At 59.6% G+C, this 25,368-nt stretch carries 24 protein-coding genes; 14 read left to right on the top strand and 10 right to left on the bottom strand.

What is annotated here, in order from left to right; translation table 11 throughout:
• The first annotated feature begins 41 nt into the window (after positions 1-41).
• Genes lptM through ACNSOI_RS02260 form a run of 6 tightly spaced genes read left to right on the top strand, consistent with a single transcriptional unit; the run spans position 42 to position 5,580 of the window.
• The gene (gene lptM, locus ACNSOI_RS02235) at positions 42-212 is read left to right on the top strand and encodes an LPS translocon maturation chaperone LptM (protein ID WP_420195039.1); all 171 of its coding nucleotides are present in this window, start codon (positions 42-44) and stop codon (positions 210-212) included.
• 44 nt (positions 213-256) lie between these two features.
• Positions 257-1,507 carry a diaminopimelate decarboxylase gene (gene lysA / locus ACNSOI_RS02240; protein WP_106694427.1) on the top strand — a complete coding sequence of 417 codons (1,251 nt, stop codon included), beginning with the start codon at positions 257-259 and terminating at the stop codon, positions 1,505-1,507.
• A 14-nt stretch (positions 1,508-1,521) separates the two neighbouring features.
• A complete protein-coding gene (dapF, locus tag ACNSOI_RS02245) occupies positions 1,522-2,436 on the top strand; it encodes a diaminopimelate epimerase (RefSeq protein ID WP_058091368.1) in 915 nt (304 codons plus the stop codon).
• A gap of 17 nt (positions 2,437-2,453) precedes the next feature.
• On the top strand, positions 2,454-3,206 hold the full coding sequence (locus ACNSOI_RS02250) for a DUF484 family protein (protein ID WP_061332525.1): 753 nt from the start codon (positions 2,454-2,456) through the stop codon (positions 3,204-3,206).
• A 35-nt stretch (positions 3,207-3,241) separates the two neighbouring features.
• The gene (xerC, locus tag ACNSOI_RS02255) at positions 3,242-4,174 is read left to right on the top strand and encodes a tyrosine recombinase XerC (protein ID WP_420195699.1); all 933 of its coding nucleotides are present in this window, start codon (positions 3,242-3,244) and stop codon (positions 4,172-4,174) included.
• A gap of 11 nt (positions 4,175-4,185) precedes the next feature.
• Positions 4,186-5,580 (top strand): diguanylate cyclase, encoded by a 1,395-nt coding sequence (locus ACNSOI_RS02260; protein ID WP_420195040.1) that lies wholly within the window; start codon positions 4,186-4,188, stop codon positions 5,578-5,580.
• A gap of 9 nt (positions 5,581-5,589) precedes the next feature.
• Here the strand turns inward: ACNSOI_RS02260 and ACNSOI_RS02265 are convergent, their stop codons facing one another.
• On the bottom strand, positions 5,590-5,823 hold the full coding sequence (locus ACNSOI_RS02265) for a DUF2789 domain-containing protein (protein ID WP_061332527.1): 234 nt from the start codon (positions 5,821-5,823) through the stop codon (positions 5,590-5,592).
• Between the two features lie 97 nt (positions 5,824-5,920).
• Here ACNSOI_RS02265 and ACNSOI_RS02270 point away from each other — a divergent pair, with 97 nt between their 5' ends.
• Positions 5,921-8,677: an ATP-binding protein gene (locus ACNSOI_RS02270; protein ID WP_420195041.1), complete on the top strand. Its 2,757-nt coding sequence runs from the start codon at positions 5,921-5,923 to the stop codon at positions 8,675-8,677.
• A 13-nt stretch (positions 8,678-8,690) separates the two neighbouring features.
• On the opposite strand, the gene ACNSOI_RS02275 is transcribed toward ACNSOI_RS02270, so the two are convergent.
• Positions 8,691-9,056 carry a hypothetical protein gene (locus tag ACNSOI_RS02275; protein WP_072678634.1) on the bottom strand — a complete coding sequence of 122 codons (366 nt, stop codon included), beginning with the start codon at positions 9,054-9,056 and terminating at the stop codon, positions 8,691-8,693.
• A gap of 231 nt (positions 9,057-9,287) precedes the next feature.
• Here ACNSOI_RS02275 and ACNSOI_RS02280 point away from each other — a divergent pair, with 231 nt between their 5' ends.
• Complete coding sequence (locus ACNSOI_RS02280) at positions 9,288-9,896, top strand: hypothetical protein (RefSeq protein WP_420195042.1); 609 nt, start codon at positions 9,288-9,290, stop codon at positions 9,894-9,896.
• A gap of 7 nt (positions 9,897-9,903) precedes the next feature.
• Complete coding sequence (locus ACNSOI_RS02285) at positions 9,904-12,114, top strand: patatin-like phospholipase family protein (protein ID WP_420195043.1); 2,211 nt, start codon at positions 9,904-9,906, stop codon at positions 12,112-12,114.
• Positions 12,115-12,134: 20 nt separating this feature from the next.
• Here the strand turns inward: ACNSOI_RS02285 and ACNSOI_RS02290 are convergent, their stop codons facing one another.
• The 3 genes from ACNSOI_RS02290 to ACNSOI_RS02300 all read right to left on the bottom strand — a co-directional run bounded on the left by ACNSOI_RS02290 (position 12,135) and on the right by ACNSOI_RS02300 (position 15,348).
• Positions 12,135-12,797 (bottom strand): GntR family transcriptional regulator, encoded by a 663-nt coding sequence (locus ACNSOI_RS02290; protein WP_420195044.1) that lies wholly within the window; start codon positions 12,795-12,797, stop codon positions 12,135-12,137.
• Between the two features lie 77 nt (positions 12,798-12,874).
• Positions 12,875-14,311, bottom strand: a complete 1,437-nt coding sequence (gene cls / locus ACNSOI_RS02295; protein ID WP_420195045.1) for a cardiolipin synthase — start codon at positions 14,309-14,311, stop codon at positions 12,875-12,877.
• Positions 14,308-15,348, bottom strand: a complete 1,041-nt coding sequence (locus ACNSOI_RS02300; protein WP_058091334.1) for an AraC family transcriptional regulator — start codon at positions 15,346-15,348, stop codon at positions 14,308-14,310. The genes cls and ACNSOI_RS02300 overlap by 4 nt, the downstream gene beginning before the upstream one ends.
• 387 nt (positions 15,349-15,735) lie before the next feature.
• On the opposite strand from ACNSOI_RS02300, the gene ACNSOI_RS02305 reads away from it, so the two are divergent.
• The 4 genes from ACNSOI_RS02305 to ACNSOI_RS02320 all read left to right on the top strand — a co-directional run bounded on the left by ACNSOI_RS02305 (position 15,736) and on the right by ACNSOI_RS02320 (position 19,234).
• The gene (locus ACNSOI_RS02305) at positions 15,736-16,527 is read left to right on the top strand and encodes an alpha/beta fold hydrolase (protein WP_152437194.1); all 792 of its coding nucleotides are present in this window, start codon (positions 15,736-15,738) and stop codon (positions 16,525-16,527) included.
• Between the two features lie 102 nt (positions 16,528-16,629).
• Positions 16,630-17,715 carry an SMP-30/gluconolactonase/LRE family protein gene (locus ACNSOI_RS02310; RefSeq protein ID WP_152439572.1) on the top strand — a complete coding sequence of 362 codons (1,086 nt, stop codon included), beginning with the start codon at positions 16,630-16,632 and terminating at the stop codon, positions 17,713-17,715.
• Positions 17,712-18,176 (top strand): acyl-CoA thioesterase, encoded by a 465-nt coding sequence (locus tag ACNSOI_RS02315; protein WP_058091336.1) that lies wholly within the window; start codon positions 17,712-17,714, stop codon positions 18,174-18,176. Before ACNSOI_RS02310 ends, ACNSOI_RS02315 begins: the two co-directional genes overlap by 4 nt.
• Before the next feature lie 77 nt (positions 18,177-18,253).
• Entirely contained in the window at positions 18,254-19,234 is a 981-nt protein-coding gene (locus ACNSOI_RS02320) for an NADP-dependent oxidoreductase (protein ID WP_152437195.1), read from the top strand.
• On the opposite strand, the gene tcdA is transcribed toward ACNSOI_RS02320, so the two are convergent.
• Both tcdA and ACNSOI_RS02330 read right to left on the bottom strand, forming a co-directional pair.
• A complete protein-coding gene (tcdA, locus tag ACNSOI_RS02325; protein ID WP_420195046.1) occupies positions 19,231-20,028 on the bottom strand; it encodes a tRNA cyclic N6-threonylcarbamoyladenosine(37) synthase TcdA in 798 nt (265 codons plus the stop codon). The genes ACNSOI_RS02320 and tcdA overlap by 4 nt on opposite strands.
• Before the next feature lie 257 nt (positions 20,029-20,285).
• The gene (locus tag ACNSOI_RS02330) at positions 20,286-22,061 is read right to left on the bottom strand and encodes an acyl-CoA dehydrogenase C-terminal domain-containing protein (protein ID WP_420195047.1); all 1,776 of its coding nucleotides are present in this window, start codon (positions 22,059-22,061) and stop codon (positions 20,286-20,288) included.
• Between the two features lie 176 nt (positions 22,062-22,237).
• Between ACNSOI_RS02330 and ACNSOI_RS02335 the strand changes: the two genes are divergently transcribed.
• Positions 22,238-22,972, top strand: a complete 735-nt coding sequence (locus tag ACNSOI_RS02335; protein ID WP_152437196.1) for an SDR family oxidoreductase — start codon at positions 22,238-22,240, stop codon at positions 22,970-22,972.
• Positions 22,973-22,990: 18 nt separating this feature from the next.
• Here the strand turns inward: ACNSOI_RS02335 and ACNSOI_RS02340 are convergent, their stop codons facing one another.
• From ACNSOI_RS02340 to ACNSOI_RS02350, 3 genes are all read right to left on the bottom strand, one after another.
• Positions 22,991-23,935 carry a sodium-dependent bicarbonate transport family permease gene (locus ACNSOI_RS02340; RefSeq protein ID WP_420195048.1) on the bottom strand — a complete coding sequence of 315 codons (945 nt, stop codon included), beginning with the start codon at positions 23,933-23,935 and terminating at the stop codon, positions 22,991-22,993.
• A 174-nt stretch (positions 23,936-24,109) separates the two neighbouring features.
• Complete coding sequence (locus ACNSOI_RS02345; protein WP_420195049.1) at positions 24,110-24,748, bottom strand: ChrR family anti-sigma-E factor; 639 nt, start codon at positions 24,746-24,748, stop codon at positions 24,110-24,112.
• Complete coding sequence (locus ACNSOI_RS02350; protein WP_061332542.1) at positions 24,745-25,344, bottom strand: sigma-70 family RNA polymerase sigma factor; 600 nt, start codon at positions 25,342-25,344, stop codon at positions 24,745-24,747. The genes ACNSOI_RS02345 and ACNSOI_RS02350 overlap by 4 nt, the downstream gene beginning before the upstream one ends.
• Between the last annotated feature and the right edge of the window lie 24 nt (positions 25,345-25,368).

Here is a 25,368-nt window from a genome sequence, read left to right on the forward strand (position 1 = left end):
GTCGGGTATACTTCGGCCATTATTCACTCAGGGGTATGGGTATGCAGGTTGGACTATCTCGCCGGCCTTGGGCGCTCGTGATGCTATTGCTGTTGTTTCTTGCCGGTTGTGGCCAGAAAGGGCCATTGTACCGCGAAGCGCCACAGGCAGATCCGGTCCAGTCCGGGCAGGCCGACGAGCGCGCCGACACCGACGATGCGCCGGAGCACTGAGCGGCCAACCCTGGCAGTAACCCATCCAGATATTCAGGATCAACATGGACCACTTCAATTACCGCAACGGCGAACTGTACGCCGAAGATGTTCCGGTGGCGTCAATCGCTGAGCGATTTGGCACCCCGGCTTACGTATATTCCCGGGCCACCCTCGAGCGTCACTATCGGGCCTACGACAGCGCCCTGAATGGCCGCCCGCACCTGGTGTGCTATGCCGTGAAGGCCAACAGCAACCTGGCGGTGCTCAATGTGCTGGCGCGACTTGGCGCCGGTTTTGATATTGTCTCTGCCGGTGAGTTGGAGCGGGTGCTGCGCGCCGGTGGCGATGCCGCCAGGGTGGTGTTCTCCGGCGTTGGCAAGCAGGAATGGGAAATGAAGCGGGCGCTGGAAGTGGGCGTGCGCTGTTTCAACGTTGAATCTGACACCGAGCTGGACCGCCTGAACAAAGTGGCCGGAGAGTTGGGCGTGAGGGCACCGGTATCGCTTCGGGTGAACCCGGATGTCGATGCCGGCACCCATCCCTACATTTCCACCGGACTGAAGGAAAACAAATTTGGTATCGATATCGCCGAGGCCCCCCAGGTTTACGCCCGTGCCGCAGCGTTACCAAACCTGGATGTCCATGGGGTGGACTGTCACATTGGTTCCCAGCTGACGTCAGTCTCTCCGTTTCTGGATGCCCTGGACCGGGTGTTGGTGCTGATCGATACCCTGGCGGACCAGGGCATTCATATCCGCCATCTGGACATGGGGGGCGGCCTGGGCGTGACCTACAATCAGGAACAGCCCCCGCAGCCAGCGGATTACGTCAAGGCACTGGCCGAGCGACTGGGTGATCGGGAGCTGGAACTGATCATGGAACCGGGCCGCTCCATTGCCGCCAACGCCGGTATATTGCTGACCCGCGTGGAGTTTCTGAAGTGCACCGAGCATCGTAACTTCGCCATTATCGATGCCGCCATGAACGACCTGATCCGCCCGGCACTGTACAGCGCCTGGCAGGCCATCATCCCGGTACAGCCCCATCAGGATGGCGAGGAAAAAGCCTGGGATCTGGTCGGGCCGGTGTGCGAAACCGGCGATTTTCTGGGCAAGGATCGTCAACTCCGGCTGAAGGCGGGCGATTTGCTTGCGGTTCGGTCGGCGGGTGCCTACGGTTTCGTTATGGCATCCAATTACAACACCCGTAACCGCCCGCCCGAGTTGATGGTTGACGGCGATCAGGTGCATGTGGTGCGCCGCCGGGAGACCCTGGACGATCAGCTTGGCCCTGAAAGTTGCCTACCGGAATGAACGGGGAGCAAGAAATGAATCCGCAAAGACGGGGCCAGGGGCCGTTGCTCCGGTTTACCAAGATGCACGGGCTGGGGAACGACTTTATGGTGGTGGATGCCATAAGCCAGCCTTTCCGCCTGCGTCCGGAGTTGATCCGGGAGCTGGCGGATCGGAACTTTGGTATCGGCTTCGACCAGTTGCTTGTGGTCGAACCGCCGGGTCTGCCTGATGTGGATTTTCGCTATCGTATCTTTAATGCCGATGGCTCGGAAGTGGAGCAGTGCGGCAACGGCGCCCGCTGCTTTGCCCGGTTTGTGCGTGATCAGCGGCTGACCAACAAGCGGGTGATCCGGGTACAGACTGCCAAGGGCGTGATCGAGCTGAAAATCGGCAAGGATGGCCTGGTGATGGTCAATATGGGCGTGCCGGAACTCAATCCGCCCGCCATTCCCTTCGCCGCGGACTGTCAGAAGACCGTGTACACCGTCGATGTTGATGGCCAGAGCGTGGAATTGTCGGCGGTTTCCATGGGCAATCCCCACGGTGTACTGTTGGTGGATGACGTCGACACGGCGCCGGTGGCCACCCTTGGCCCCATGCTGGAGAAGCATCCCCGGTTCCCTTCAAGGGCCAATATCGGATTCCTGCAGATCGTCGACCGGGGCCATGCCCGCTTGCGTGTATTTGAGCGTGGTTCGGGAGAAACCCTGGCCTGTGGCAGTGGAGCCTGTGCTGCGGTGGTGGCAGGCCAGCTGCGAGGCCTGCTGGATACCCGGGTGGAGGTGGAGCTGCGGGGTGGCCGGCTGGTGATCGAATGGCAGGGGAATGGGTCCCCTGTTATGATGGAAGGCCCCGCTAAAACGGTATTTGAAGGGCAGCTTCGTCTGCCGGGCGATCCCCAGCCCCGGCGTCGCAGAAGTTCCCGAACCAATAAAACAAGGTCCTGACGGCTCAGGAGAACACGATGACAGAACAAACGGCCCGCCAGAAGGCCGGCGAACTCACTCGGGAGCAGGTGGCCGATTATCTTCGCGCCAATCCTGATTTTTTTCTTGATCAGGATGAACTGCTGCGCAGCCTGACTCTGCCCCACGACAGTGGCCGGGCCATCTCGCTGGTGGAACGCCAGGTTCATCTGTTCCGTGAGCAGCGTGATACCCTTCGCCGTGAACTGGTGGAGCTGGTATCGATCGCCCGTCATAACGACCGGCTGTTCGAGAAAAGCAAACGGTTGCTGATGCAGGTGATCGAAGCCAGGTCACTCAACGATATAGCCGCCGCCGTCGATGACAGCATCCGCGGCGATTTTGGCCTGGATGCTGCCTCGGTACTGCTGTTCAGCGATTCGGCGCAGCCGGAGAAAGGCGAGGGAGCCCTGCACATCGTCAACTCCGTCCAGGCCCGGGAGCGTCTGGGCTCGTTGCTGGAGGGTGACCGTGCGGTGTGCGGCCAGTTCCGGGAAAGCGAGCGGGAGTTCCTGTTCCCGGACCGGGATGAACCGATTGCCTCGGTGGCCCTGGTACCGCTGCGTCACGAGGGACTGGTTGGCGTATTTGCTGTCGGCAGCTGCGAGCAGGGTTATTTTGATCAGAGCATGGGGTCGCTGTTTCTCAGCTATATCAGCGATACCCTGAGCCGGCTGCTGCCCCCCATGCTTGATCGTTATCGCACAGATGCCCCGGTGTCTGGTCTGGCTGTGGAGAGCGGCCAGGGGTGACAGGACTGGCGACGGACACCCGACCACCCGAGGCGATGGCCGCCCCGGTGGTTGCGTTTGTCCGGCATCTCGCCACCGAAAAGCGCCATTCCCCCCGCACCTGTGATCACTATCAACGAGACCTTGATCGCCTGGTCGCCTGGCTGATCGAAGTTGACATCCCGGCCTGGTCAGAGCTGACCATTCATGACATCCGCCGCTACGTCGCCCGGCTGAGCAGAGACGGTTTAAGCGGCCGGAGCATTGCCAGGCACCTGTCCGCCATTCGGCGTTTCTATCAGTTCCTGCTTCGGGAAGGGCTTGCCCGGAATAACCCCGCTCTGGATGTCCGGGCCCCCAAGAGCGGTCGCCGGCTACCGAAGGTGGCAGACGTTGACCAGATCAGCCAGCTGCTGGACATCAATCCCGACGACCCCCTGGAAATCCGCGATCTGGCCATGTTCGAGCTGATGTACTCTTCGGGCCTCCGTTTGGCAGAACTGGCCAGCCTGAGCCTGCCCGCCCTGGACCTGAAAGGCCGGGAGGTGCGTGTTCTGGGTAAAGGTAACAAGGAGCGCATTCTGCCGGTCGGCGGCAAAGCCGTCGCGGCTCTGAATCAATGGCTGGCGCACCGAGCAGCCATGGCTAACGAGGGCGAAACTGCGGTATTCGTCAGCCAGCGGGGCGGTCGCCTGAGCCAGCGCAGTATCCAGGCCCGCCTGGCTCGCTGGGGCATGGTGCAGGGTGCCGACCAGCGCTTGCATCCGCACCTGCTGCGGCACTCCTTTGCCAGCCATATGCTGGAGTCCAGCGGCGACCTGCGTGCGGTGCAGGAACTGCTTGGTCATGCGGACATCGCCACCACACAGGTCTATACTCATCTGGACTTTCAGCATCTTGCCCGGGTGTACGATCAGAGTCATCCCCGGGCGCGTCGACGTTCGACCAACCATATCAATCGCAACGACAATGATCATACCGGTTCTTGAGGGAGTGTTTCATGGCATCTGAGGAGTCCTGGAAGGATAAGTATCTTCGGGAACTGGACGAGGCAGAGCAGCGCGAAAAACAGTGGTTAGCCGAGCGCAATGTGCTTGAGCGCATGCTGGTGCGAACCAGCCTCGCCTCGGAAGGCCAGACTCCGGAACTGGATAACCTGCTCAATCGCCTGAGATCCGACCTGCGCAAGCAAAAGTTCGATATCGATGCCTGGAAAACCCTGCAGGATCAGATTGACAAAGCCATTACCCGTCTTGATGAAGCCGAGCCAAAGGGCCCAAAGGCCGACACACCGGCCGTCGCGCAGGCGGAGCCGAGGGGAAGTGAGCATGATATCGCTGAAGAGGGGCATCGGCTCAGAATCGCCCGCCGTGTAGGCCAGTTGTTGGGGCTGTTGTTGAACCAGGTCAGCCTGGAGCCAGAGGTGGAGTCGCAGGCCAGGACGCTTCAGCAAACCCTGCTATCGAGCAACGACTGGGAGGTCCTTCGGGAAGGCCTGAATCAGGTGGCGGAGCTGGTGATCGAGGCGGTTACCCGCAGCCAGCGGGAGTTCGAGACATTCCTCAAACGGCTGGACGAGCGCCTGGAAACCCTGCGCCAGCACTTTTCGGAACAGTCCGATGCCTACGCTTCCAGACACGATGATACCGCAACGCTGGACCGGGAAATCCGGTCGGAGTTGAGCAAAGTATCCGAGGACATTCAACATAGTCAGGACTTGCAGAGCCTCAAGCAGTCTGTGAGCCAGCGACTGGAGTTCATCGGCGGTGCTCTGGAACGATTCTGCACGCGGGATGCCGAGCGGGAGGAAATGCTGGCGCAGCAACTCAATGCCATGCAGGAGAAGGTCGCTGCCATGGAGGCTCATTCCGAGCAGATGCAGGCGCAGGTTCGCCGGGAGCGGGAACGCGCGATGACCGACCTGCTTACCCAGCTGCCCAACCGGGAAGCCTGGCAGGAGCGGCTATCGTTCGAATACAACCGCTGGCAGCGTTACCGACACCCGCTCAGTGTGTCGGTGATTGATATTGACCTGTTCAAGAAAATCAACGATTCCTTTGGCCATAAAGCCGGTGACCGGGTACTGCAATTGGTGGCACGGGAGATGAAAAGCCGCCTGCGCAGCACGGATTTCATCGCCCGGTTCGGTGGTGAGGAGTTCGTGTTGCTGTTACCAGAGACCGGGCTGGAGGCTGCCCGGGACGTGGTAGAGCAGTTTCGTGAGCATGTCGGAAAACTGCCGTTCCATTTTGGCGGCAAGCCGGTTTCAATCACCTTTTCTGCCGGCGTGTCAGAGTTCCGGGATGGTGATGCCGAAGATACCGTGTTTGATCGTGCCGACCGGGCCCTGTATCAGGCCAAAGATGCCGGCCGCAATCAGGTCATGGTGGATTGACGGCGCCGATCAGTGCCGCAGCAGGGCGTCCAGTTCATCAATAATCTCGGCCCAGTCGCTGTCTTCCTCAAGGCCCTCCTCAAGAAATTGCGACTGGCTTTCGGACCAGAAAGGGGCGTCCTGGATGGCAATTTCCGAAGGCAGTGGAGAATACCGGGCGATAAAACTCTCCATGCTTTTCTGATCTGATGGTAAACCAAGCTGCTGAAAAAGGACGCTTAGAGTGTGTTTGCTGGTGTCCATAAGACAGGCTTCTCCTGTGTGCGGTGAGGCAGTATGAAATCTTCCACATTTGCAGGTATTGTTCCCTGAAATGTAGTGGAACCACCGAGGATATCCAGTGAAGTCTCTTCCACAGTTATTGTATGGCCTCTTGTTTGTCCTGATTCAAGGGGTCGTGTGGGCGGAACCGCCCCAGGCGTCGCCGGCGCCGGTTCTGGGTGCGGCAGACCTGGAGTGGTTGGGCCAGCAGGAAGGCTTCCGGGTGGCTGTCAGGCAGAGCCAGGTGCCGCTGGTGTTCGATACCGGTGAGGGTGCGCTGGCGGGTATCTGGATTGATTATCTCGCTCGCGTGTCAGATAAGCTTGGCGTGCCGGTTGAGCCTTTCATGGCGGTCGACCAGGGCGACGATGCCGACCTGGTTCTGACCACCCGCATTCCGGGATCGCCGGTGATCCCGGGCCTTCGGCACACCTCACCGATGATGTCGCTGACCTATGGGATCTTTGTGAATGCCGGTGATGCCGCCTACCGGACGCTGTCGGATCTGGAATCTGCCAACGTCGCGATTATTGGTGGCGATCCCAACCAGTTCCCACTGCTGGACCCGATTGATAACTTTTCTCCGGTGCCCGTCGCCAGTCTGGGGGAGGCCATCAGCCTGGTCTTGTCCGGCAAAGCCGACGCCTTCCTCGGACCGGTACCGGTGGTCTCGGATTACCTTGAATCCGCAATGATCAATGGTATCGGTCTGGCCGTTCTGCTGGACAATCGCCCGGTGGATGTTGTGTTGCAGGTACCGACCAGCCGTGACCGCCTTTTCCGGGTGTTTGACCGGGCCGTTCAGGCATTGAGTCACAACGAGCACCGGGATATTCGCCAGTCCTGGTTGCAGGCGAATATGCCAGCCCTTGAGGGACGTGGCGTGGCCCTGACCGCTTCGGAGCTTGAGTGGTTGAAGCGTCATCCCGGGCTGAAAGTGGGTATGCGTGGCGATTGGCCACCGTTTGAATTCGAGCAGGACGGCCGCCCGGCGGGCCTTGCCTCTGACCTGGTCAAACGCCTGGAGGAGAACCTGGATGTTCGCTTCAACCGGGTGATTGCGAGCTCCCGACAGTCGGCCGAGGACATGTTGAAGGCGGGTGAAGTGGATATTCTGCCGGGCATGTCGCGCACCCCCCGAACCGAACAGGAATTCCTGTTCACCCGGGCCTATGTGTCGGTACCGATTGCCCTGGCCATCCGGGATACTGGCCGGTTCATTGGTGATCTGAGGGAGCTGCGGGATGAGCGGGTCGGTGTGGTCAATCGCCAGGCCAGCCATGACTATCTGTTAATCAATCATCCAAACCTGGACCTTTACCCGCAAAGAACCGTGGAAGACGGGCTTCTGGCGCTGTCCAACGGCGACCTGGATGTGATGGTCACGCATATTCCGGCAGTGAGTTACACGGTTGCCCGACTGGGCCTGTCGAACCTGCGGATTACCAGCATCACGCCCTATCAATATGACCTGCGGCTGGCGGTCAGCAAGGACAACCCGGTTTTACACCGCATCCTCAACAAGGCCCTGAGCAGCCTGCCGGCATCGGAAACCGAGGCGGTGTATAACCGCTGGATACACCTGGATATCGAACAGGAAACCGACTACACGGTGGTCAGGCGCATCATTTTGATTGCCATCGTGGTGGTACTGATTTTCCTCTACTGGAACCGCAAGCTGTCGCTGGAAGTGGATGAACGGATTCGGTCCGAGAATGCCTTGCGTCGCAGTGAAGATGAACTGCGAGCGGCCAAGCTTGAGGCCGAACGCCTGGCCCGGGAGGCGGAAACGGCGAGCAGGGCCAAGAGTGAGTTCCTGGCCAATATGTCCCATGAGATCCGAACCCCGATGAATGCGGTCATTGGTTACAGCGATCTGCTCTACAACTCGGTGACTGATCCCCAGCAGCGCAACTATTTGAACGCCATCCGCGCTGGCAGCCGCAGCCTGTTAATGCTGATCAACGACATTCTTGACCTGTCACGGATCGAGGCTGGCAAGATGCGCCTGGACTTCGGCCCGGTTTCGGTTCGCCGGCTGCTCAGCGATGTCCGGCATATCTTTGATCTGCGAGCGACCGAGCAGGGCATTACCCTGGAGGTGAGCGTAGGCTCTGGCATGCCCTCGGCAATGATGTTGGATGAAACCCGGTTGCGCCAGGTGTTGTTCAATCTGGTGGGCAATGCCATCAAGTTCACTCATGAGGGTGGAGTGACAGTGCGGGCCGTGGCCAAAGAACTGGAGGAATCCACCGGTGAGGACGCGGATATCCGCTACTACCGGTTGAAAGTGACCGTGGCCGACACCGGCATTGGCATTGCGCCGGATCAGCAGGACCGTATTTTCGATGCCTTTGAGCAGCAGGAAGGTCAGAGCTCCCGGCGATACGGGGGCACCGGCCTGGGTCTGGCCATCAGCCGGAAGCTGGTGGAAATGATGGGCGGTGAACTGACGGTAAAGAGTGAACCGGATGTTGGGTCCACCTTTACTCTCGTGTTGCCCCGGGTTGAGGCTACCGTAGAGCAGGCGGAAGATGACGGGACGCCGGAGGAAGCCGAGCGGCTGCTGGCCCAGACCATGAGTATGCAGGAGCGAGGCTGGCTGCGGGAGAAGCTGGCGGAGGACTTTGGTGACCAGTGGCAGGATGTTCGTGAAAGCGGCGACCCGGAACAGATGAAAGACTTTGCGCTACGAATTATCGAATGGGGGCAGCGTCATCGTTCGCCGTCGGTGACCAGCTACGGCGAAAAACTGCTGGCGGATGTAGAGGCGTTCAATCTGGATGCGGTTAATACGGCCCTTGAAGCCTTCCCCAAATTGCTGGGCCAGCGTTGAGCTGACCAGCGGCTTAGAGGCAGTCGAACTGGGATTTGCGGTCGAACGCCACTGACACCATGTCGTACCCGGAGTCTGACAGGGAGCGAACCAGCGCCCTGTCTTTCAGCAGGGTCATGCAGACTTTGTGGACGCTGGCCTGAAGCTGCTCACTTTCCGGATTCTGCTCAGCGAGTCGGAAGTCGACGATCAGATATTTACGGTCGACGGCGGCTTGTTCCGGGATATCTTCCCGTTCCACGCTTTCAAAACCGATGTAGGTGGCTTCCTGGTTGGAAAAAACCTGGCTCATCAAAACGTCAAGATTTTCGGCGTGTGCCTGGCTGGCTGGCATCGATAACGCAACCGCGGATGCGAAGGCGTATAGTCTGGTGCGCATAACGAGCACTCCCGAAAACGGATGAGATAACTTCTATGTTACCAAGTGTAAAGTTTGGTTACGTTTGATTATTGCAGAGAGTGTTGAAAATTTCGTCATTGATTCCCGGTATTTTTCAATTGTTTGCATTTTGGACATAATTCCGCGCTGCGGGGTGTTTGCCTGCCTGCCGCAGAGCTGGTTTTCCGCTATCATGGAGCCAGAACCATTGGGAAAGTGAGAGGGATAGCCATGTTCCAGCTTGTATTCAAGGGTGAGTGCGCGCCAGGCACTGATGTTGAGACTGCCCGTAACAACGCCCGGGCCCTGTTCAAGGCCAGCGTGGAGCAACTGGACCGCATGTTCAGTGGCCAGCCCGTTGTTATTCGTAACAAGCTGGAACAGGTTCAGGCAGAGAAGTACCAGGCGGTACTGCGCAAGCATGGCATGATTGCCCATGTACAGCCGATGGCCGGGGCTACCCAGGCTGCGGCCCCGGCACCGAAACCTGCGCCGGTTTCCCAGGCTGATCAGCAAGCCGAGACTGAAACACCATCGGCCCCGCCGAAACCGGCCTCTGAGGGCAACGTGCCGGCGACCGAACCCGGAGATCGCCTGCCGGTGGCCGGTGACAAAGTGGATGATATCCTCGCGGGCTCGGGCCTGACCCTGGACCCGGTGGGTGTCACCCTGGTGGAACATGAAGACCCGGAAGCGCCCATGTTCGAGCACCTGGATGACTGGAGCCTGGCGCCTCCTGGCTCCGATCTGGGCGTAAAACGAGATCTGCCACCGCCGATGGTTCCGGACGTTTCCCACCTTTCCCTGGCCGACGATGACAAACACCGCGACAAGAGCTGACCGGGATTTGCCTGACCGGCGGTATTATCTGTTTCTGTTGTTCATTCTGGTGCCCCTGTTGTGGGCGCCAGTACTGGCGTCGGAACCCTCAGAACGCCCGAAAGTTGGGCTGGTGCTCAGCGGTGGCGGTGCCAAAGGCATGGCCCATGTGGGTGTTCTGAGGGTGCTGGAAGAAATGCGGGTGCCGGTGGATGTGGTGGTAGGCACCAGTGCCGGCTCCGCCGTGGCGGCACTCTACGCTTCGGGCATGTCGGTATCCGAGATTGAGCAGCGGTTTCTGGAGCTGGACTGGTTGTCCAGCTTCCGCGACGATCCCGGCCGGGCGTTCAAGCCGGTCCGTCGCAAACAGGACGACTGGCGTTTGCCACTGGTGCCGGGCCTGGGGGTCAGCACGCAGGGTGTGCACCTGGGCGGAGGCCTGGTGACCGGGCAGAATCTTGGTTTCATCCTCAATGAACTCACCCGCAATGCCGCCCTGGTTGAAAATTTCGACCAGTTACCCATTCCCTACCGAGCTGTGGCCACCGACCTTGAAACCGGGGAAGAGGTGGTCATCGGAGACGGTAATCTTGCCGAAGCGATTCGGGCCAGTATGAGCATTCCGGGTGTTTACGCGCCAGTTGAGCGCAATGGTCGGCTGTTGGTGGACGGAGGTGTTGCCAACAATCTTCCAGTCAGCGTGGCTCGGGAGATGGGCGCGGATGTGGTCATTGCCGTGGATATCACCGATCCGATGATGAGCGCCGATCAATTGCGAGAGGCTTTCTCGGTGGTGGGGCAACTGACTACCCTGATAACCCGCAGGAATACCGATGCCCAACTGGCACTGCTGACCGAGCAGGACGTGCTGGTGCACCCGGACCTCGAAGGCTTTGGCTCCGCCGATTTTTACGATGCGCCGGTGCTGTTTGAACTGGGTGCCACCGCCGCCCGTGAGCATGCGGTTGCCCTGAACCGGCTGTCGGTGTCGGAGGAACAGTGGGTGGCGTACCAGTCGCGCCGTGCCGCAGGCAGTTGGGTGCCCGGGCCTGTGGTTCGGGTTGAGATCGCCCAGGGCGAGCGTCTGGCGACGGACTTCCTGAGGGAGCGGATTCGCCAGCAACCGGGGCAAGTGCTGGACGTACCGGAGCTTGAGGCAGACCTGAAACGTATCTATGGCCTTGGCTATTACGAATCCGTGGGCTGGTCACTGGCGCCCACGGAAGCGGGGCCGGTCCTTGTGATAAGGGCGCGGGAGAAAAGCTGGGGACCGAATTACCTGTCGTTCGGGCTCAACTATGAAGATAACTTTGAGGGAAATACCCGCTTCAACCTGGCAGCCGGCCTGCGCATGACCGAGCTGAACCGGTTGGGCGCCGAATGGCTGACCGGCGTTCAGTTGGGAACCCAGCCGTGGGTCCGAAGCCAGTGGTACCAGCCGCTGACCTTCGGCTATGACCGGTTTGCCGTTGTCGGCGTGGAGTATCGCCGGGACGATTACAGCATTTACGATCAGGGGCGGCGCATCTCGGAAGTGGATGTCACCTTCCGGCAAGTGGACCTGGCACTGGGTATGGAGCTGGGAGGCAACGGTGAAGTCCGGCTGGCCTACGTCCGTGGCTACGCCACGGTAGAGGACGAAGTGGGCGTTCCGGTTGCACCTGCCGATAATGTCCACCAGGGGCATGTCAGCCTGCAGCTGGTGCACGATTCCCTGAGCGATGCCTTCTTCCCGAAATCCGGCGCCTTTGCCGGGATCCGCGGGCGGGTGGAGCGGGAAGATCTCGGTTCAGATCGGCACTTTGATGGCGTGACGGCGATGCTGCTGGGTACGGGCACCTGGGAGCGTTTTAACCTGACTGGGCTGTTGTATACCCGCCAGATTTTCAGCGGTGATGCCGGTATTGAAAACGCCGCCCGCTTGGGTGGCTTTCGCCAGCTCTCGGCCTATGCCCCGGGGGAAATTACCGGCAACGACGCCGTGTTGGCGTCTGTGTACGGTCGGCGGGAGTTTGGTGGTCCGGTCATGCCCTGGTTTGCCGGCGCCGGTTTTGAAACCGGCAATGCCTGGGACAGTATGCGTGATGCCAGCTGGGGTGACACGGTGCGGTCCTGGAGTGCTTTTGCTGGCGTGGATACCCTGCTTGGGCCAGTGCAACTGGCCGCTGCCTATAATAACGAGGATAACTGGACGGCCTACCTGAACATCGGCTTCTCGTTTACCCAGCTGTTCTACTGAACCGCCAGCCAGCGCCTGGATCAGCCCGCGTTGATGGCCGCCAGAACCTGTTCACATTGCTGGATGGCATATCGGTGCAGGATGTCGGCCAGGGCGGCTTCGTCACGGTTGCCAATGGCCCGGATGGATTCTTCCATGTGTGCCAGATTGTCCTCCAGTACTTGTGCCCCGCCTTGGCGAAAGGCGACAAATGCACAGCGTTTGGCCGAGGGCCAGAGGTCATCAATGGCGGAGACGATAAAGTAGTTGTCCGCGTACACCAGTGACGCCTTGGTGTATTCAATGCCCAGTTCCAGAAAAGCCATCAGGTCGTTTTTCTGGTAGCAGTCCTTCATTTGCCGATACAGATTTTCAAGCCGGGCCATGTCCTCGGGTTGCCATTGTCGCACCAGTTTTTGGCCGGTGTGGGTCAGGTACAGTTCGAGAATTTCATAGAGACTTCGTACAAAGTGCTCGTCCAGCGGGGTAACGAACGCCCCCTTGCGTGGCACGTTGCGGACCAGGTGCCGTTTTTCCAGCAGTAACAGCGCCTCGCGGATGGAACCATGACTGACGTCCATCTCTTTGGCCATGGAGCTTTCGTAGATGCGCTCACCGGATCTCAGCTGTTCAAAGGCAATCAGGTTTTCAATATGGCGGGCGACTTGTTCGGTCAGGGTTTCTCTGGGCTTGAATGCGTTCATGGGTTATCTGTTTACAGCAGGTGAACCGTCGGAAAGGCCATGGTCGCACAATGTTTTTGCCGGAGCCAGAATAACCGCTACAGCAACGGCGCCAGCAGTCGCACCGCGCGACAGCTGAGTCGGAAGAGGATGGATCGGTCCTGGTAGTCCCGCTCAGTCATTCTCTGGCAGTACTCAAGGTCTTCCCGGAGCATGGAGTCGACCGAGCGGACGAAGTCCTCGTTGGTGTTCACCGCCGTGATCTCGAAGTTCAGGCGCATGGAGCGATTGTCCAGGTTCGCCGTGCCCACGGCAGCATAACGGTCATCCACCAGCACCACCTTCTGGTGCATGAAACCGGGCTGGTAGCGATAGATCCCGATGCCAGCCTGGCTGGCTTGCACCAGGTAGGAATAGGCCGCCAGGCGAATAAGCCGGTTATCGGTTTTTTCCGGAATCAGGATGCGAACATCCACCCCCCGCAGCGCCGCCAGCTGCAGGGCGTTCATGATCTGAAAATCCGGGACAAAATAGGGCGATGCAATCCAGATTCGGGTGCGGGCATTGTTGATGCTGTTCAGGAAGAATAGCGTGCAGGTCTCCCAGGTGTCTGCAGGCCCGGTAGGCAGCACCAGAACCTGTTGATCACCGCCGGTGTCAAAGCCCGGGTGCCAGTCCAGTTCCGGGCGGATATTGCTGGCCCAGTGCCAGTCTTCCAGCCACGCCAGCTGCAAACCGGTCACCGCCGGGCCCTCAATGCGACAGTGGGTATCGCGCCAGGGTTCCTGGTCCATCGCCGTGCCCAGGTATTCGTCGCCCAGGTTAATGCCGCCAACAAAGCCCACCTTGCCATCACAGACCAGTAACTTCCGGTGGTTCCGGAAATTGATCTGGAAACGCCGGCGGCGCACGTTACCGTTGCCGAACGAAGCGATGCGCGCGCCGGCGGCTGACAGTTCGTCAAGCCAGCGCCGTGACAGCAACACACTGCCGATGTCGTCGTACAGAAACCACACCTCGACACCCTGCGCCAGCTTGCGTTCCAGAATCGCCTTGATGCGCTGCCCCACCTTGTCTGAGCGCACGATGTAGAACTCCAGCAGAATGTATTGCCTGGCATCCTCCATGGCTTCGAACAGGGCCTCAAATGTTGCGGTTCCGTCTTTCAGCAGTGTGCACTGGTTGCCGCTGGTAAACGGTTGCCGGCTCAACTTGCACAGTACCTGAAGCTCATCGCTGAAATGTTCGTGGCCGGGGTTGGAGATCGACGTGGTCTGCTTCTCGAACTGGTCCAGCAGGGTGGTCAGAGACTGATCCCCCATCCGGCGGGCTTTGACATAACCGCCAAAGCGGCTTCGGCCGAACAGAACAAACAGTGGCACCGCGATATAGGGCAGGCCTACCAGTGCGATGATCCAGGCAATGGCCCCCTGGGCGGTGCGATAGCTGAGCAGGATCCGATAAATGCAGGCCAGGGCTGCCAGGTACAGTGCGGCAAGGGGGATGGCCAGCAATGACAGATTATCCGGAGTCATTCGTTACCTTCCTGATGGTTTGCCCGAAACTGGGCCGGTGCCATGCCGGTCCAGCGTTTGAAGGCACGGCTGAAGGCGCTGAGTTCAGAAAAACCCAGCAGGAAGGCAATTTCCCCCAGGGCATACTGGTCGTCAGCTACATACCGAAGGGCCTTGTCCTGGCGCACCTGTTCCACCAGATCATGAAAACTCAGGCCCTCTTTTTTCAGCTTGCGGTACAGGGTTTGGCGGCTCATGTGGCACTGCCGGGCCAGGGTGTCGGCATCAATGCGATCAGTGGCCATTTGCCGTGAAATCAGGCGGCGAACCTTGCGGCTGAAAGACTTCCGCGTTTGCAGGCGGGCCAGCACCGCATTGACCTGCTTCAGCACGGCGGAATAGACATACGGGTTGCGATGGGGAATCGGGTGCCCGAGGTGCTGGCTGGAGAACGCCATTCTGGTGATGCCGGTACCAAAAATAACCGGCCCGCCAAACAGTTTCCGGTACTCGCTGGCATAGCCGGGTTCCGGATGGGCCACTTCCAGCCAGTCGGCTTCAATGCCCCGGTGAATAAAGTGACGGGTTCGACACAGCGCCGCCGCCAGGGTGCGATCCATATCCTGACGACAGTAGTGATCGGGGTGGTCTGGCTGCCAGGTCAGGATGGCCTGATCCGGCGTTTGCTCAAAGCTCAGGGTTACCGATTCGTTGATCAGCCGGTGCAGGCGCACGTACTGCACGACGGCCTCGCCCAGAGTGTCGCAATTGAAGAAAACATGCCCGACGAGGCCCATTCGTTCAGGGTCAACCACCTGCCCGGCGTGCAGTCCAACACCGGGGTCTCCGGTCAGCTGTTCGGCCAGATCCCAAAGTTGGTAGTGGGTGCTGGCGGGAATGCGCAAATCCGGATCTTCCAGGGCTTCCAGGCTAAGGCCGGTGAGGGTTTCAATCCGGGGGCGATTCAACAGCCCGAGCGTATCCAGGTAATGCACGAGCGCCAGTGTGCTGGAGGCCGCAACCTGCGGGGTATCCGCTTGGTCCGTTTGCGCGTGCATGCCGATGGTTGGCTCCGGGTGGTTGTGTGTCAGAGTGATACAAAATGTCAAACGATTGGCACAGCCAGTCAACGGCTTGCCATAGCTTCAACGATAGCATGGTACGCATCAGGTTGAAGTAGCCAACAGGCAAAATGGAGGTGTTGTATGGAACGGGAAATCTTTGTACCCCATAACGAGGCCGAGCGTAAAAACGTTTTGGCACTGGCGGAGTATCTGGACAGCATCTTCTACTGCTGAGCTGTCCGTCGTAATGTCTGTGACCTTCTGGCCGGGTTCATCCCGGCTTTTTTGTGCCTGCGGTTTGCCTGCCTAATTTCTCCTTGCCCCCGAGTCTGGCGATGGTAGTGTATCCGGTTCATCCCCATCACCGGAGGCTGTCAGCGTATGACCGTTGAACTGAATCATCGTATTACCGGCCAGGGCGAGCCCCTGATCCTGCTGCATGGGCTGTTCGGCTCCCTTGAGAACCTTGGAGGTATCGCCCGCCGCCTGGAAGATGGTTGGCAGATTCACGCCCTCGATCAGCGCAATCATGGCAGCTCACCCCACACTGACGACATGGACTACCCGGCCATGGCGGCCGATGTGGTGGCCTACATGGACGCTCACAATCTGGACAAGGCCTGGGTGCTGGGTCATTCCATGGGTGGCAAGGTGGCGATGCAGGTCGCCTTGGTTTATCCGGAGCGGGTCAAGGGGATCATCGTCGCGGACATCGCACCGGTCACCTACAAAGCCCGGCATGATGCGGTTCTGGACGGCATGAAGAACCTGGAGCTGGTTGGCGTAACAACCCGCCAGGAAGCGGACAAGCGCCTGGCTGAATTCGTTGAAATCCCGGGCGTGCGGCAGTTCCTGCTGAAAAACCTGGAGCGGATACCGGCAGAGCAGGCCGGTGATGGTGACCAGCTGTTCCGCTGGCGTCTGAATTTACCTGTGATTGACACCTGTTATCAGAAGCTGGCCGCCGCGCCGGAGGGTGAGGGCCCGTACAATGGTCCGGTGCTGTTTATCAAAGGCGCTGATTCCGCCTATATCCAAAGCAAACATCAAGACACCATCCGGCAACTGTTCCCAGCCGCCGAACTGAAGATAATCGAGGGTACCGGGCACTGGCTGCATGCTGAAAAGCCCGATACCTTTGCGGCTTTGTGTCGTCGTTTTCTCGGATCCTGACGGCCTGTCCTGCGTTGCCAGAAACCCGGTAATGTCTGCTAAGGTTAGGGTGCTTTGATATTGCCTTCCGTCTAACAATCACCAATGGATCGGGCGCTCATGATGAAATGGTTGTTGATAGGCCTGCTGGTCATCTTTCTGCTGCTGGGCAGTTTCCTGCTCACGCCGTCGCCGGTTGACAGCAAGGCCTGGGAGGCACCATCGCCTCCGGCCATGACCGGTGTGCTGGCGCCCAATGAACGCCTGCGCCTGGCAGACTTGCTGGCCCGGGGCCAGGTCTATGGTCCGGAAGATACCACCATTGATGCAAACGGCGTGCTTTACGCCGGCACCCAGGACGGCAAAATCGTGCGGGTGTTTCCGGATGGCACCGTAGAGAACTGGCTGGAAACCGGCGGACGGCCACTGGGTATGGTATTCGATGCCCAGGGCAACCTGATTGTCGCTGATGCCTGGAAAGGCCTGTTGTCCATCACCCCAGACGGCACCCTGTCGGTACTGACCCGCGAGGCCGAAGGCACGCCGTTCCGCTTTACTGACGACGTGGACATAGCACCGGACGGCCGTATCTATTTCACTGACGCCAGCTCCCGCTTCCGCCAGCCGGACTACATTCTGGACTTGCTGGAGATGCGCCCCCACGGCCGGCTGCTTCGCTATAACCCCCGTACCCGCCGTACCGAAGTCCTGCTGGCCAATCTGCACTTTGCCAACGGTGTGGCGGTGTCGCCGGCGGGTGACTATGTGCTGGTTAACGAAACCTGGAAGTACCGCATCCTGAAATACTGGATCACCGGGCCCAGGGCCGGCCAGGCCGAAGTGTTTGCGGACAACCTGCCGGGATTTCCCGATAACCTGGCGGTGGATGATCAGGGCCGCTACTGGGTTGCGTTTCCAACCCTGCGTAATGCCCAGGTGGACAGCATGCATCGCAAACCCTGGCTGAAGAATCTGGTGGCCAAGTTGCCTGACAGTCTGAAGCCCCAGCCACAGGAGTATGGGCTGGTGGTTGCCTTCGATACCAGCGGTAAGATGATCACCAGCCTGCACGATACCCGCGGCAGCCACCTTCAGGAAATCACCTCGGTGAATCCCCATGATGGCGTTCTATACTTTGGTTCACTTCACAATGACCGTATTGGCCGGCTACCGTTGCACGCTATTCCTGGCCTTGGAGAGCAACCATGACACAGGCACTGAACTGGGACTTGCCTGACCCGTTTACCATGACCATCACCGTTCGCCCGGAGGACACCGACCGCCTGGGGCACGCCAATAACGTGGTGTATGTGCGCTGGCTGGAAGAAGTGAGTTGGCAGCACATCGACAGCCTGGGCATGACCTGGGCCCTGCACGAAGAAACCGGCAAGGCCATGGCGATTACCCGCACTGAGCTGGATTACCTGGCCTCTGCCAATGCCGGGGATGAACTGGTGCTGGGTACCTGGCTCACTGACTGGGATGGCCGTTTCCGCTCTGCCCGGCAGTTTCAGCTGATTCGCCCGGCCGATGGCAAAACCTTGCTGCGGGCGCTCTCTACCCATGCCTGTGTCGATATGAAATCCCAGCGGCCAGCCCGGGCGCCCAAGGCCTTCGCCGAGATACTTGGCAGCGCGCTGGTTGCCGGCGGGCGGGGCCTGCCCGGTTGAGGCCGGGCCGGTAAAATTCTGCTAGTCTGAGAGTTCAGGCCGGTAACGGCACCGTTCACTGCTGTCTGGAGACGCCCATGGAATCATCTGATCTGACCGAAACCGGCACCATGCGCCACGTGGTCTATGATCGCTTTGGTGAGCGTGATGTGCTGCGCGTGACAGAATCGCCCATTCCGCAACCGGGTGAGGGCGAGGTGCTGGTTCGCGTACACGGCGCTGGCCTCAATCCCATCGACTGGAAAACCCGTAAGGGCATGGGGTTCGTCGCCACCCAGATAGAAAACAGCCTGCCCTGGACACCCGGTTACGACGCGGCCGGTGAGGTGGTGGAAGTGGGCGAGGGCGTGACCACACTGGTGCCGGGCGACCGGGTGATGGGCATGATCGGCTTCCCGGTCACCGGCGGAGCCTACGCCGAGTACGCCATTGCCGACGCTGAAGATCTCGCCATTGTGCCGGAAGAGCTGGACCTGATCGCGGCGGCCGGCGTGCCCCTGGCGGCACTCACGGCCTGGCAGGCCCTGTTTGAAGTGGCGGAGCTGGAGTCTGGCCAGAAAATCCTGATTCATGCCGGGGCCGGTGGTGTTGGGCACTTTGCGGTTCAGTTTGCCCTGGAGCGGGGCGCCCACGTCATCGTGACGGCGTCCTCCCGTAACCGGGATTTTCTGGCGGAGCTGGGGGTGCATGAGGTGATCGACTACCACACCACTGACTTCACCGAAGAATGCTATGGCCTGGACGTAGTGCTGGACCTGGTAGGGGGCGAGACTGGCAAACGCTCCCTGCAAACCCTCAGTGATTCCGGCGTGCTGGTAACCATCCCGACGGTGACTGCCGATGACGTGGTCAGCGCCGCAGAAGCCATGGGCGTTCGAGCCCATGGCATGCGCTCACGGCCAGATGCCTTCCATCTGGATGAAATCGCCGAGTTGATTGAAGACGGTGATGTGAAGGTCCATGTTGAGCAGGTATTTTCCCTGGATCAGGTACAGGCAGCCCACGAACTGCTGGAAGGCGGTCATGTGCGGGGCAAGCTGGTGCTGGATTGCCGTTAATCGGCCTGATTGGCTTTGCGGGCAATCCGGTTCAGTAACCGGGAGGCGGCAAAGAAGCCAAAACTGGCGGTTACCGGGCTGGCTGCGCCGAAGCCGGAGGCGCAGTCAAGCCGCACCGGACCCTCGGTGGCTGGTTTCTGCAGGCATACCTCGCCATCGGCGGCTGGGTAGGTGAGCTGTTCCAGTGAATACACCGCCTCAATTCCAAAACGCCGCTTTGGATTCCGGGAGAACCCGTACTCCCGGCGCAGCATATTACGCACTTTTGCCAACAACGGGTCCTGGGTGGTCTTGCTCAGGTCTGCCACCTGAATCTGGGTTGGGTCCATCTGGCCGCCGGCCCCGCCGGCACAGACAATCGGAATCTTGCGCCGCTGGCAATGGGCAATCAGCGCTGCTTTCGCCTTCACGCTGTCGATGGCATCCACCACTCCGGTCATATCCTCGGTAATCAACTCTGCCACGTTCTTGGTGGTCAGAAATCCGAAATGCACCCGGATATCCGCCTGGGGGTTGATGGCCTTCAGCCGCTCGGCCATGGCATCGGTCTTGGTGCGGCCATACTGGCCCTCGAGGGCATGCAGCTGGCGGTTGGTGTTGGACACACAGATGTCGTCCATGTCGATCAGGGTGAGCGTGCCGATGCCGCTGCGAGCCAGCGATTCAGCGGCCCAGGAGCCAACACCACCGAGGCCGACGATGGCTATGTGGGCATTACGGAAAGCGTTCAGGGCCTTGCGGCCATAGAGGCGCTCTATGCCGCCAAAGCGGAACGGATAATCATCGGCGGTCATTCAGCCTCCGGAATGCAGGGAGAAAAGAGAAGCGCATTGTAACCGAGACAGCGGCGGGCGGGAAAACACCATAAAAAAAGCCGCGCAAGAGCGCGGCTTCAAGAAGGTACCCGGCTCGGCAAGAGGCGGGTTGGACTAGTTCAGAGACACTAATCAACGTGACTATTATCAAGTTCTGATCTGTCTTTAAGAAGGTCAGAAGTTGCCAACTGTCGGTCATTTTCGGCCAGCCATTTTGGCCAGACCGGTATTGCCGTTTAAGCCACCCAGTGCTCGTCTTCAATTGCCATCAGGCTGTCTTTGCCGGTCTGGATGTCTTTCAGCAGCCAGTCCACCTCTGGCATCAGCTTCTCGAAGTAATAGCGGGCAGACACCTGCTTGCCTTCGAGCAGCGGCTTGTTGCCCTCGCCAAGTTGCAGCTGCTGGCCTGCGACGCCGGCCATGCGGGACCACAGATAACCGATGACGGTCAGGGCCATAATCCGCAGGTACGGGGTGGCGGCAGCGCCGGCCTGTTCCGGATCTTTCGGTGCATTCTGGGCCAGCCACAGGGTGGCCTGCTCCAGGCTCTTCAACGCCCCCTTGAGCTCTTCGCGGTACGGTGCCTCCGGGTTTTCCTTCAGGTAACCGGTCAGCTCTGCGAACAGGGCGCGAACCAGCTGGCCACCCTTGAGGGACAGCTTCCGACCCACCAGATCCATGGCCTGGATACCGTTGGTACCCTCATAGATGCGGGCAATTCGGCCGTCCCGGACCAGTTGCTCCAGCGGCCAGTCCTGGGTGAAGCCAGAGCCACCCAGAACCTGCTGACCCCAGTTGGCGTTGTTGTAGCCTTCGTCGGTCAGGAAGGCTTTGACCACCGGGGTCAGCAGCTGTACCAGGTCATCGGCGTTTTCACGCACGCTGTCATCCGGGTGCGCCACGGAAAGATCCAGCTGGTGGCCAGTGAACAGCGCCAGCGCACGCATGCCTTCGTTCAGCACCTTCTGGCGCATCAGCATGCGGCGTACGTCCGGGTGCACAATGATCGCGTCAGCCGGGCCGTTCGGGTTCTTGGGGCCGCTCAGGGAACGGCTTTGCAGGCGTTCCCTGGCAAAGGCCAGGCTTTCCTGGTACGCCATTTCGGCCAGACCAAGGCCCTGCATGCCCACCATCAGCCGGGCTTCGTTCATCATGGTGAACATGGCGCTCATACCCTTGTTGGGCTCGCCCACCAGCCAGCCTTTGGCGCCTTCAAAATTCATTACGCAGGTGGCGGAGCCTTTGATGCCCATCTTGTGCTCAAGGCCACCACAGAAGGCCGGGTTGCGCTCGCCGGAATCCGGCAGGAACTTGGGTACCACAAACAGGGAGATGCCCTTGGTGGTGTCCGGTGCGCCCGGCAACTTGGCCAGCACCAGGTGCACGATGTTGTCGACCAGGTCGTGCTCACCGCCGGTGATCCAGATCTTGGTGCCCTCGATGGCATAGCTGCCGTCGTCATTGGGTGTGGCCTTGGTGCGGATCAGGCCCAGATCGGTGCCGCACTGGGGCTCGGTCAGACACATGGTGCCGGTCCACTCGCCGGAAATCAGTTTTTCCAGATAAGTCTGCTTCAACTCCTCGGAGCCATGCGCGTACAGGGCGCTGATGGCGCCGTGGGTCAAGCCCGGGTACATGCCCAGGGACAGGTTGGTGGAGCACACCATTTCGTCCACGACAAACTTCAGAGTGTGGGGCAGGCCCTGCCCGCCGAATTCCAGTGGTGCATCCAGGGCGGTCCAGCCACCTTCCACAAACTTCCGGTAGGCCTCTTTGAAGCCGTCAGGTGTCTTGACCGATTTGGTTTCCGGATCGTAGCTGCAACCCTGGCGGTCGCCCACCTGGTTGGTAGGCTGGATGACCTCTGCCGCCAGTTTGCCGGCTTCATCGATCACCGCCGAAATTAGATCCGGAGTCGCATCGGCGTACTTTTCCAGTTCGTGCAGTTTGTCTGCGCCCAACACATCAAACAACAGAAAGCGAAGATCGTTCGCTGGTGCCTGGTATTGCATGGATACTCTCCTGTTTGGATATAGCAGTCTGAATGACTGCCGGATGTCGTTGTTTCAATCCGGAAGTGTCTCTTCATACGAGCGTTTGAATTTTTTGGTTTGCTGGCTGGTGGCCCGAAGGCATTGAATTTTCGTATCACCGGCATGGTATCCATTGATAGTGGAAGGGCGTGGGAATGACGATCGTGATTGCCGGTATATCCGGTGCAATTGGTGCGGCGTTGGCAAAACGCTATCTGGAGACTTGCCCGGAACAGGCCGTCATTGGTCTGTGCCGCGATCCTCAGCGGGCACCGGACGATCTCAGAAATCATCCCGGTGTGAGATTGCTGGCCTGGGATGCGGAAGATGAGCAGCGGCTTGATAAAGCCGAGTTGAAAACGGCATTGGACGGTTCCGGCCCGATCGTCACGGTGATTTACGCCGCTGGCCTGCTGCATGACGACCGGCTTTTTCCCGAGAAGCGATTGGAAGACGTGACGGCCGCTAACATGGCCCGCGCTTTCGCGGTCAACGCCACCGGATTTACCTTGCTGATCCAGGCCCTGCTGCCCTGGCTGCGGCATCGTGAGTTCAAGCGCGTGGCGGCCATCTCGGCCAAGGTGGGGTCGATATCCGATAACGGGTTTGGCGGCTGGTATGCTTATCGGAGTTCAAAAGCCGCCCTGAATATGCTGGTGCGGAATCTTTCCATCGAACTGCCTCGCCGGTGCAAGCCCATTGCCTGCGTGGCGCTGCATCCGGGGACCACCGAGTCGGCCCTGAGTTCACCGTTCAGCCAGTCACTGTCCAAACTGACGGTACATAAGCCCTTGCAGACGGCTGATAACCTGATCCGGGTATTGGGCGCCCTGGACGACAGCAGTAACGGTCGATTCTTCAGTTGGGATGGTTCGGAGTTACCCTGGTAGGCGGCGCCATGCGGGACACTATAGCGGCACCGCCCAGCTGAGCATGGAGTAATAAAGCCCGATGCCGACGAGCACATTGAATGGAAAGGTGACGCCCAGGGAAGCCAGCATGGCCAGGCCGATATTGGCATCGGGAACGGCGTGGCGAATCGCCACCGGTGCGGCGATGTAGGACGCACTGGCGGTGAGGGTGGCGAGGATGACGATAGAGCCGGTGTCGAGCCCGAGCAGGGTGCCCACCGTTAGCCCCGCCACCGACAGCACGGGGGGCATTGCAAGCCCGAATAGTACGATTCTCCAGTGGATCAGCTTCAGGTTGCGCAGGGTTTCGGCGGCCACCAGCCCCATCTCCAGCAGGAACAGCGACAGAATGACGGAAAAGGCGCTGGTCAGGGGGGCGGTGACGCCGGTGCCCTGTCCTGGCCCGTAAAGCGCTCCAATGACCACGCCGCCCACCAGTAGGATAACGCTTCGGTTGGTCAGGGTTTCCTGCCAGAGCGGCGTGCCCTTGGCATCGCCGGTGCGTTTGCCAAAACGTCTGTAGAACCAGAGCCCGACCATGATGGCAGGTAACTCCAGAAGCACCAGATAGAGCGTGACCTGGCCGCCGGAGCTGAGGCCGCGAGTTTCAACCCACGCCAGGGCGACGGCAAAAGTGCCTGCACTGACCGAGCCATAGTGGGCGGCAAAACTGGCGGTGTCGGCGATTGACAGGCCGACGCCATAACGCAGGATCGGGATCATCAGCAGGGGTAACGCAAAACCCAGGCCTGCTACCGCAAGCATCTCCAGGAGCAGGCCTGGTGCCAGGTTCCCGTACAGGGCCATTCCGCCTTTCAGGCCAATGGTGAGCATCAGCAGCAGGCTGAGAATGTCGTAGGCTTCTCGTGGAATGGACAGGTCAGATTTGACGGTTCCTGCTACCAGGCCGAGCAGGAAAAACATGACGATGATGTCGGGCATGTGTCAGCTGTTGCGTTTTGAATGGGGCTGGAGTTGTTACCTTCTATGGACCAGTTTAGGGGGATGGGCGCCCAAGTCAATTAAACCATGACTGGATTGCAGTGACGGGTTTTCAGTCGCCATAAAAAACGGAGGCAACTTGCCTCCGTGTATCCAACGGCCTGGTCGAAAGACTTACCGAATAAACGGGTTCAGCATCCTGGTGAAGGTGCCCGTCAGCTTAACCGGGGCGCTGAGCACAGACAGCGTAATGCAGTCTTCACACCCGACGGCAACGGGCCTGTGCTCGTCCTGCTCATTCAACACCACGAAATCCCATTGGTTGAATACGCCCTTCTGGTCGGCGAATGCACCCTGCAGTACGATCGTTGTCTCATCACCGCGGTGAGTGTGGGCCGGGGCCTTGCCGCCTGCCACCAGTTTCTGCAGTACCACCCGCTCGCCCTGGCCGGGAAATTTTTCTGAAATATCCAGTATGCTGACATCGCCCAGCTGACGTTTCCAGGGCAGCTCGTTGATGTCCTGACCAAGCAACTTCTGTAGCGGGCTCAATCGCGGTGCCTGCACACCCGTTGAAGTATCCTGGGGGGTTGAGTCAATGCGCGCCATCAACTGCTCGAAACTGCTGTCCGACACAGTAACCTTCGGCTGCTGTTCCATCATCACCGCGCCCAGGCTGTTCAGGGTGTCCACCCGGCTCCGACAGTGTGGGCACTGCTCAAGATGCAGCCGGATGCACAGAGCATGGGGCTCAGTCAGATTGCCAGCGCTATATTCCATCAGGCTGAGACTGTCGGGGTGGTGCCGTGTCATACGTTCTGATCCTGCAAAATCACTTTTAACTTGTTCAGTGCCAGGCGTACCCGGCTCTTCACGGTTCCCAAGGGGATCTGAAGTTCATCTGCCACCATCTGGTGAGATTTGTGCTCCATGTACACCTTAGCGATGACGGTAATCTGCTCTTCCGGTAACTGGCTGAGTGACTCACGAATCCGGCGCTCCGACATCAAACGGTGCAGGGAGGTCACCGGTTCATCCTCGTTATCGCCAGGAATCTGCCACAGATCCTCGGTTTCCACGGCCATTTCAGCGCTGGTTCGCTGCATTTTCCGCAGCATATCAATCCGCTGGTTACGGGCAATGGTAAAGATCCAGGTAGACGCCGCAGCCTTACGCCAGTCATACAGGCAGGAGCGGCGCCAGATGGAAATGAACACCTCCTGCACCAGTTCCTCGGCGTGGCTGGCCATGCCGTTAGAAATCGCGTAGTACTTTATCTGCGGCGCAAAGTGTTCGAACAAAGCGTGGTATGCAGCTCTATCCTGGTGTTTGCCTACTTTTTCCAGCAAGACACCCCAAGGGTCCTTCCGGCCCTCGGCTTTGGCTGGTTGCTGATCCAGTGTGGTCACCGGACGCTCCTTGACAGTCGCATG

The organism is Marinobacter sp. GH_1, assembly GCF_048595985.1.
In the GTDB taxonomy this organism is placed as follows: Bacteria; Pseudomonadota; Gammaproteobacteria; order Pseudomonadales; family Oleiphilaceae; genus Marinobacter; species Marinobacter shengliensis.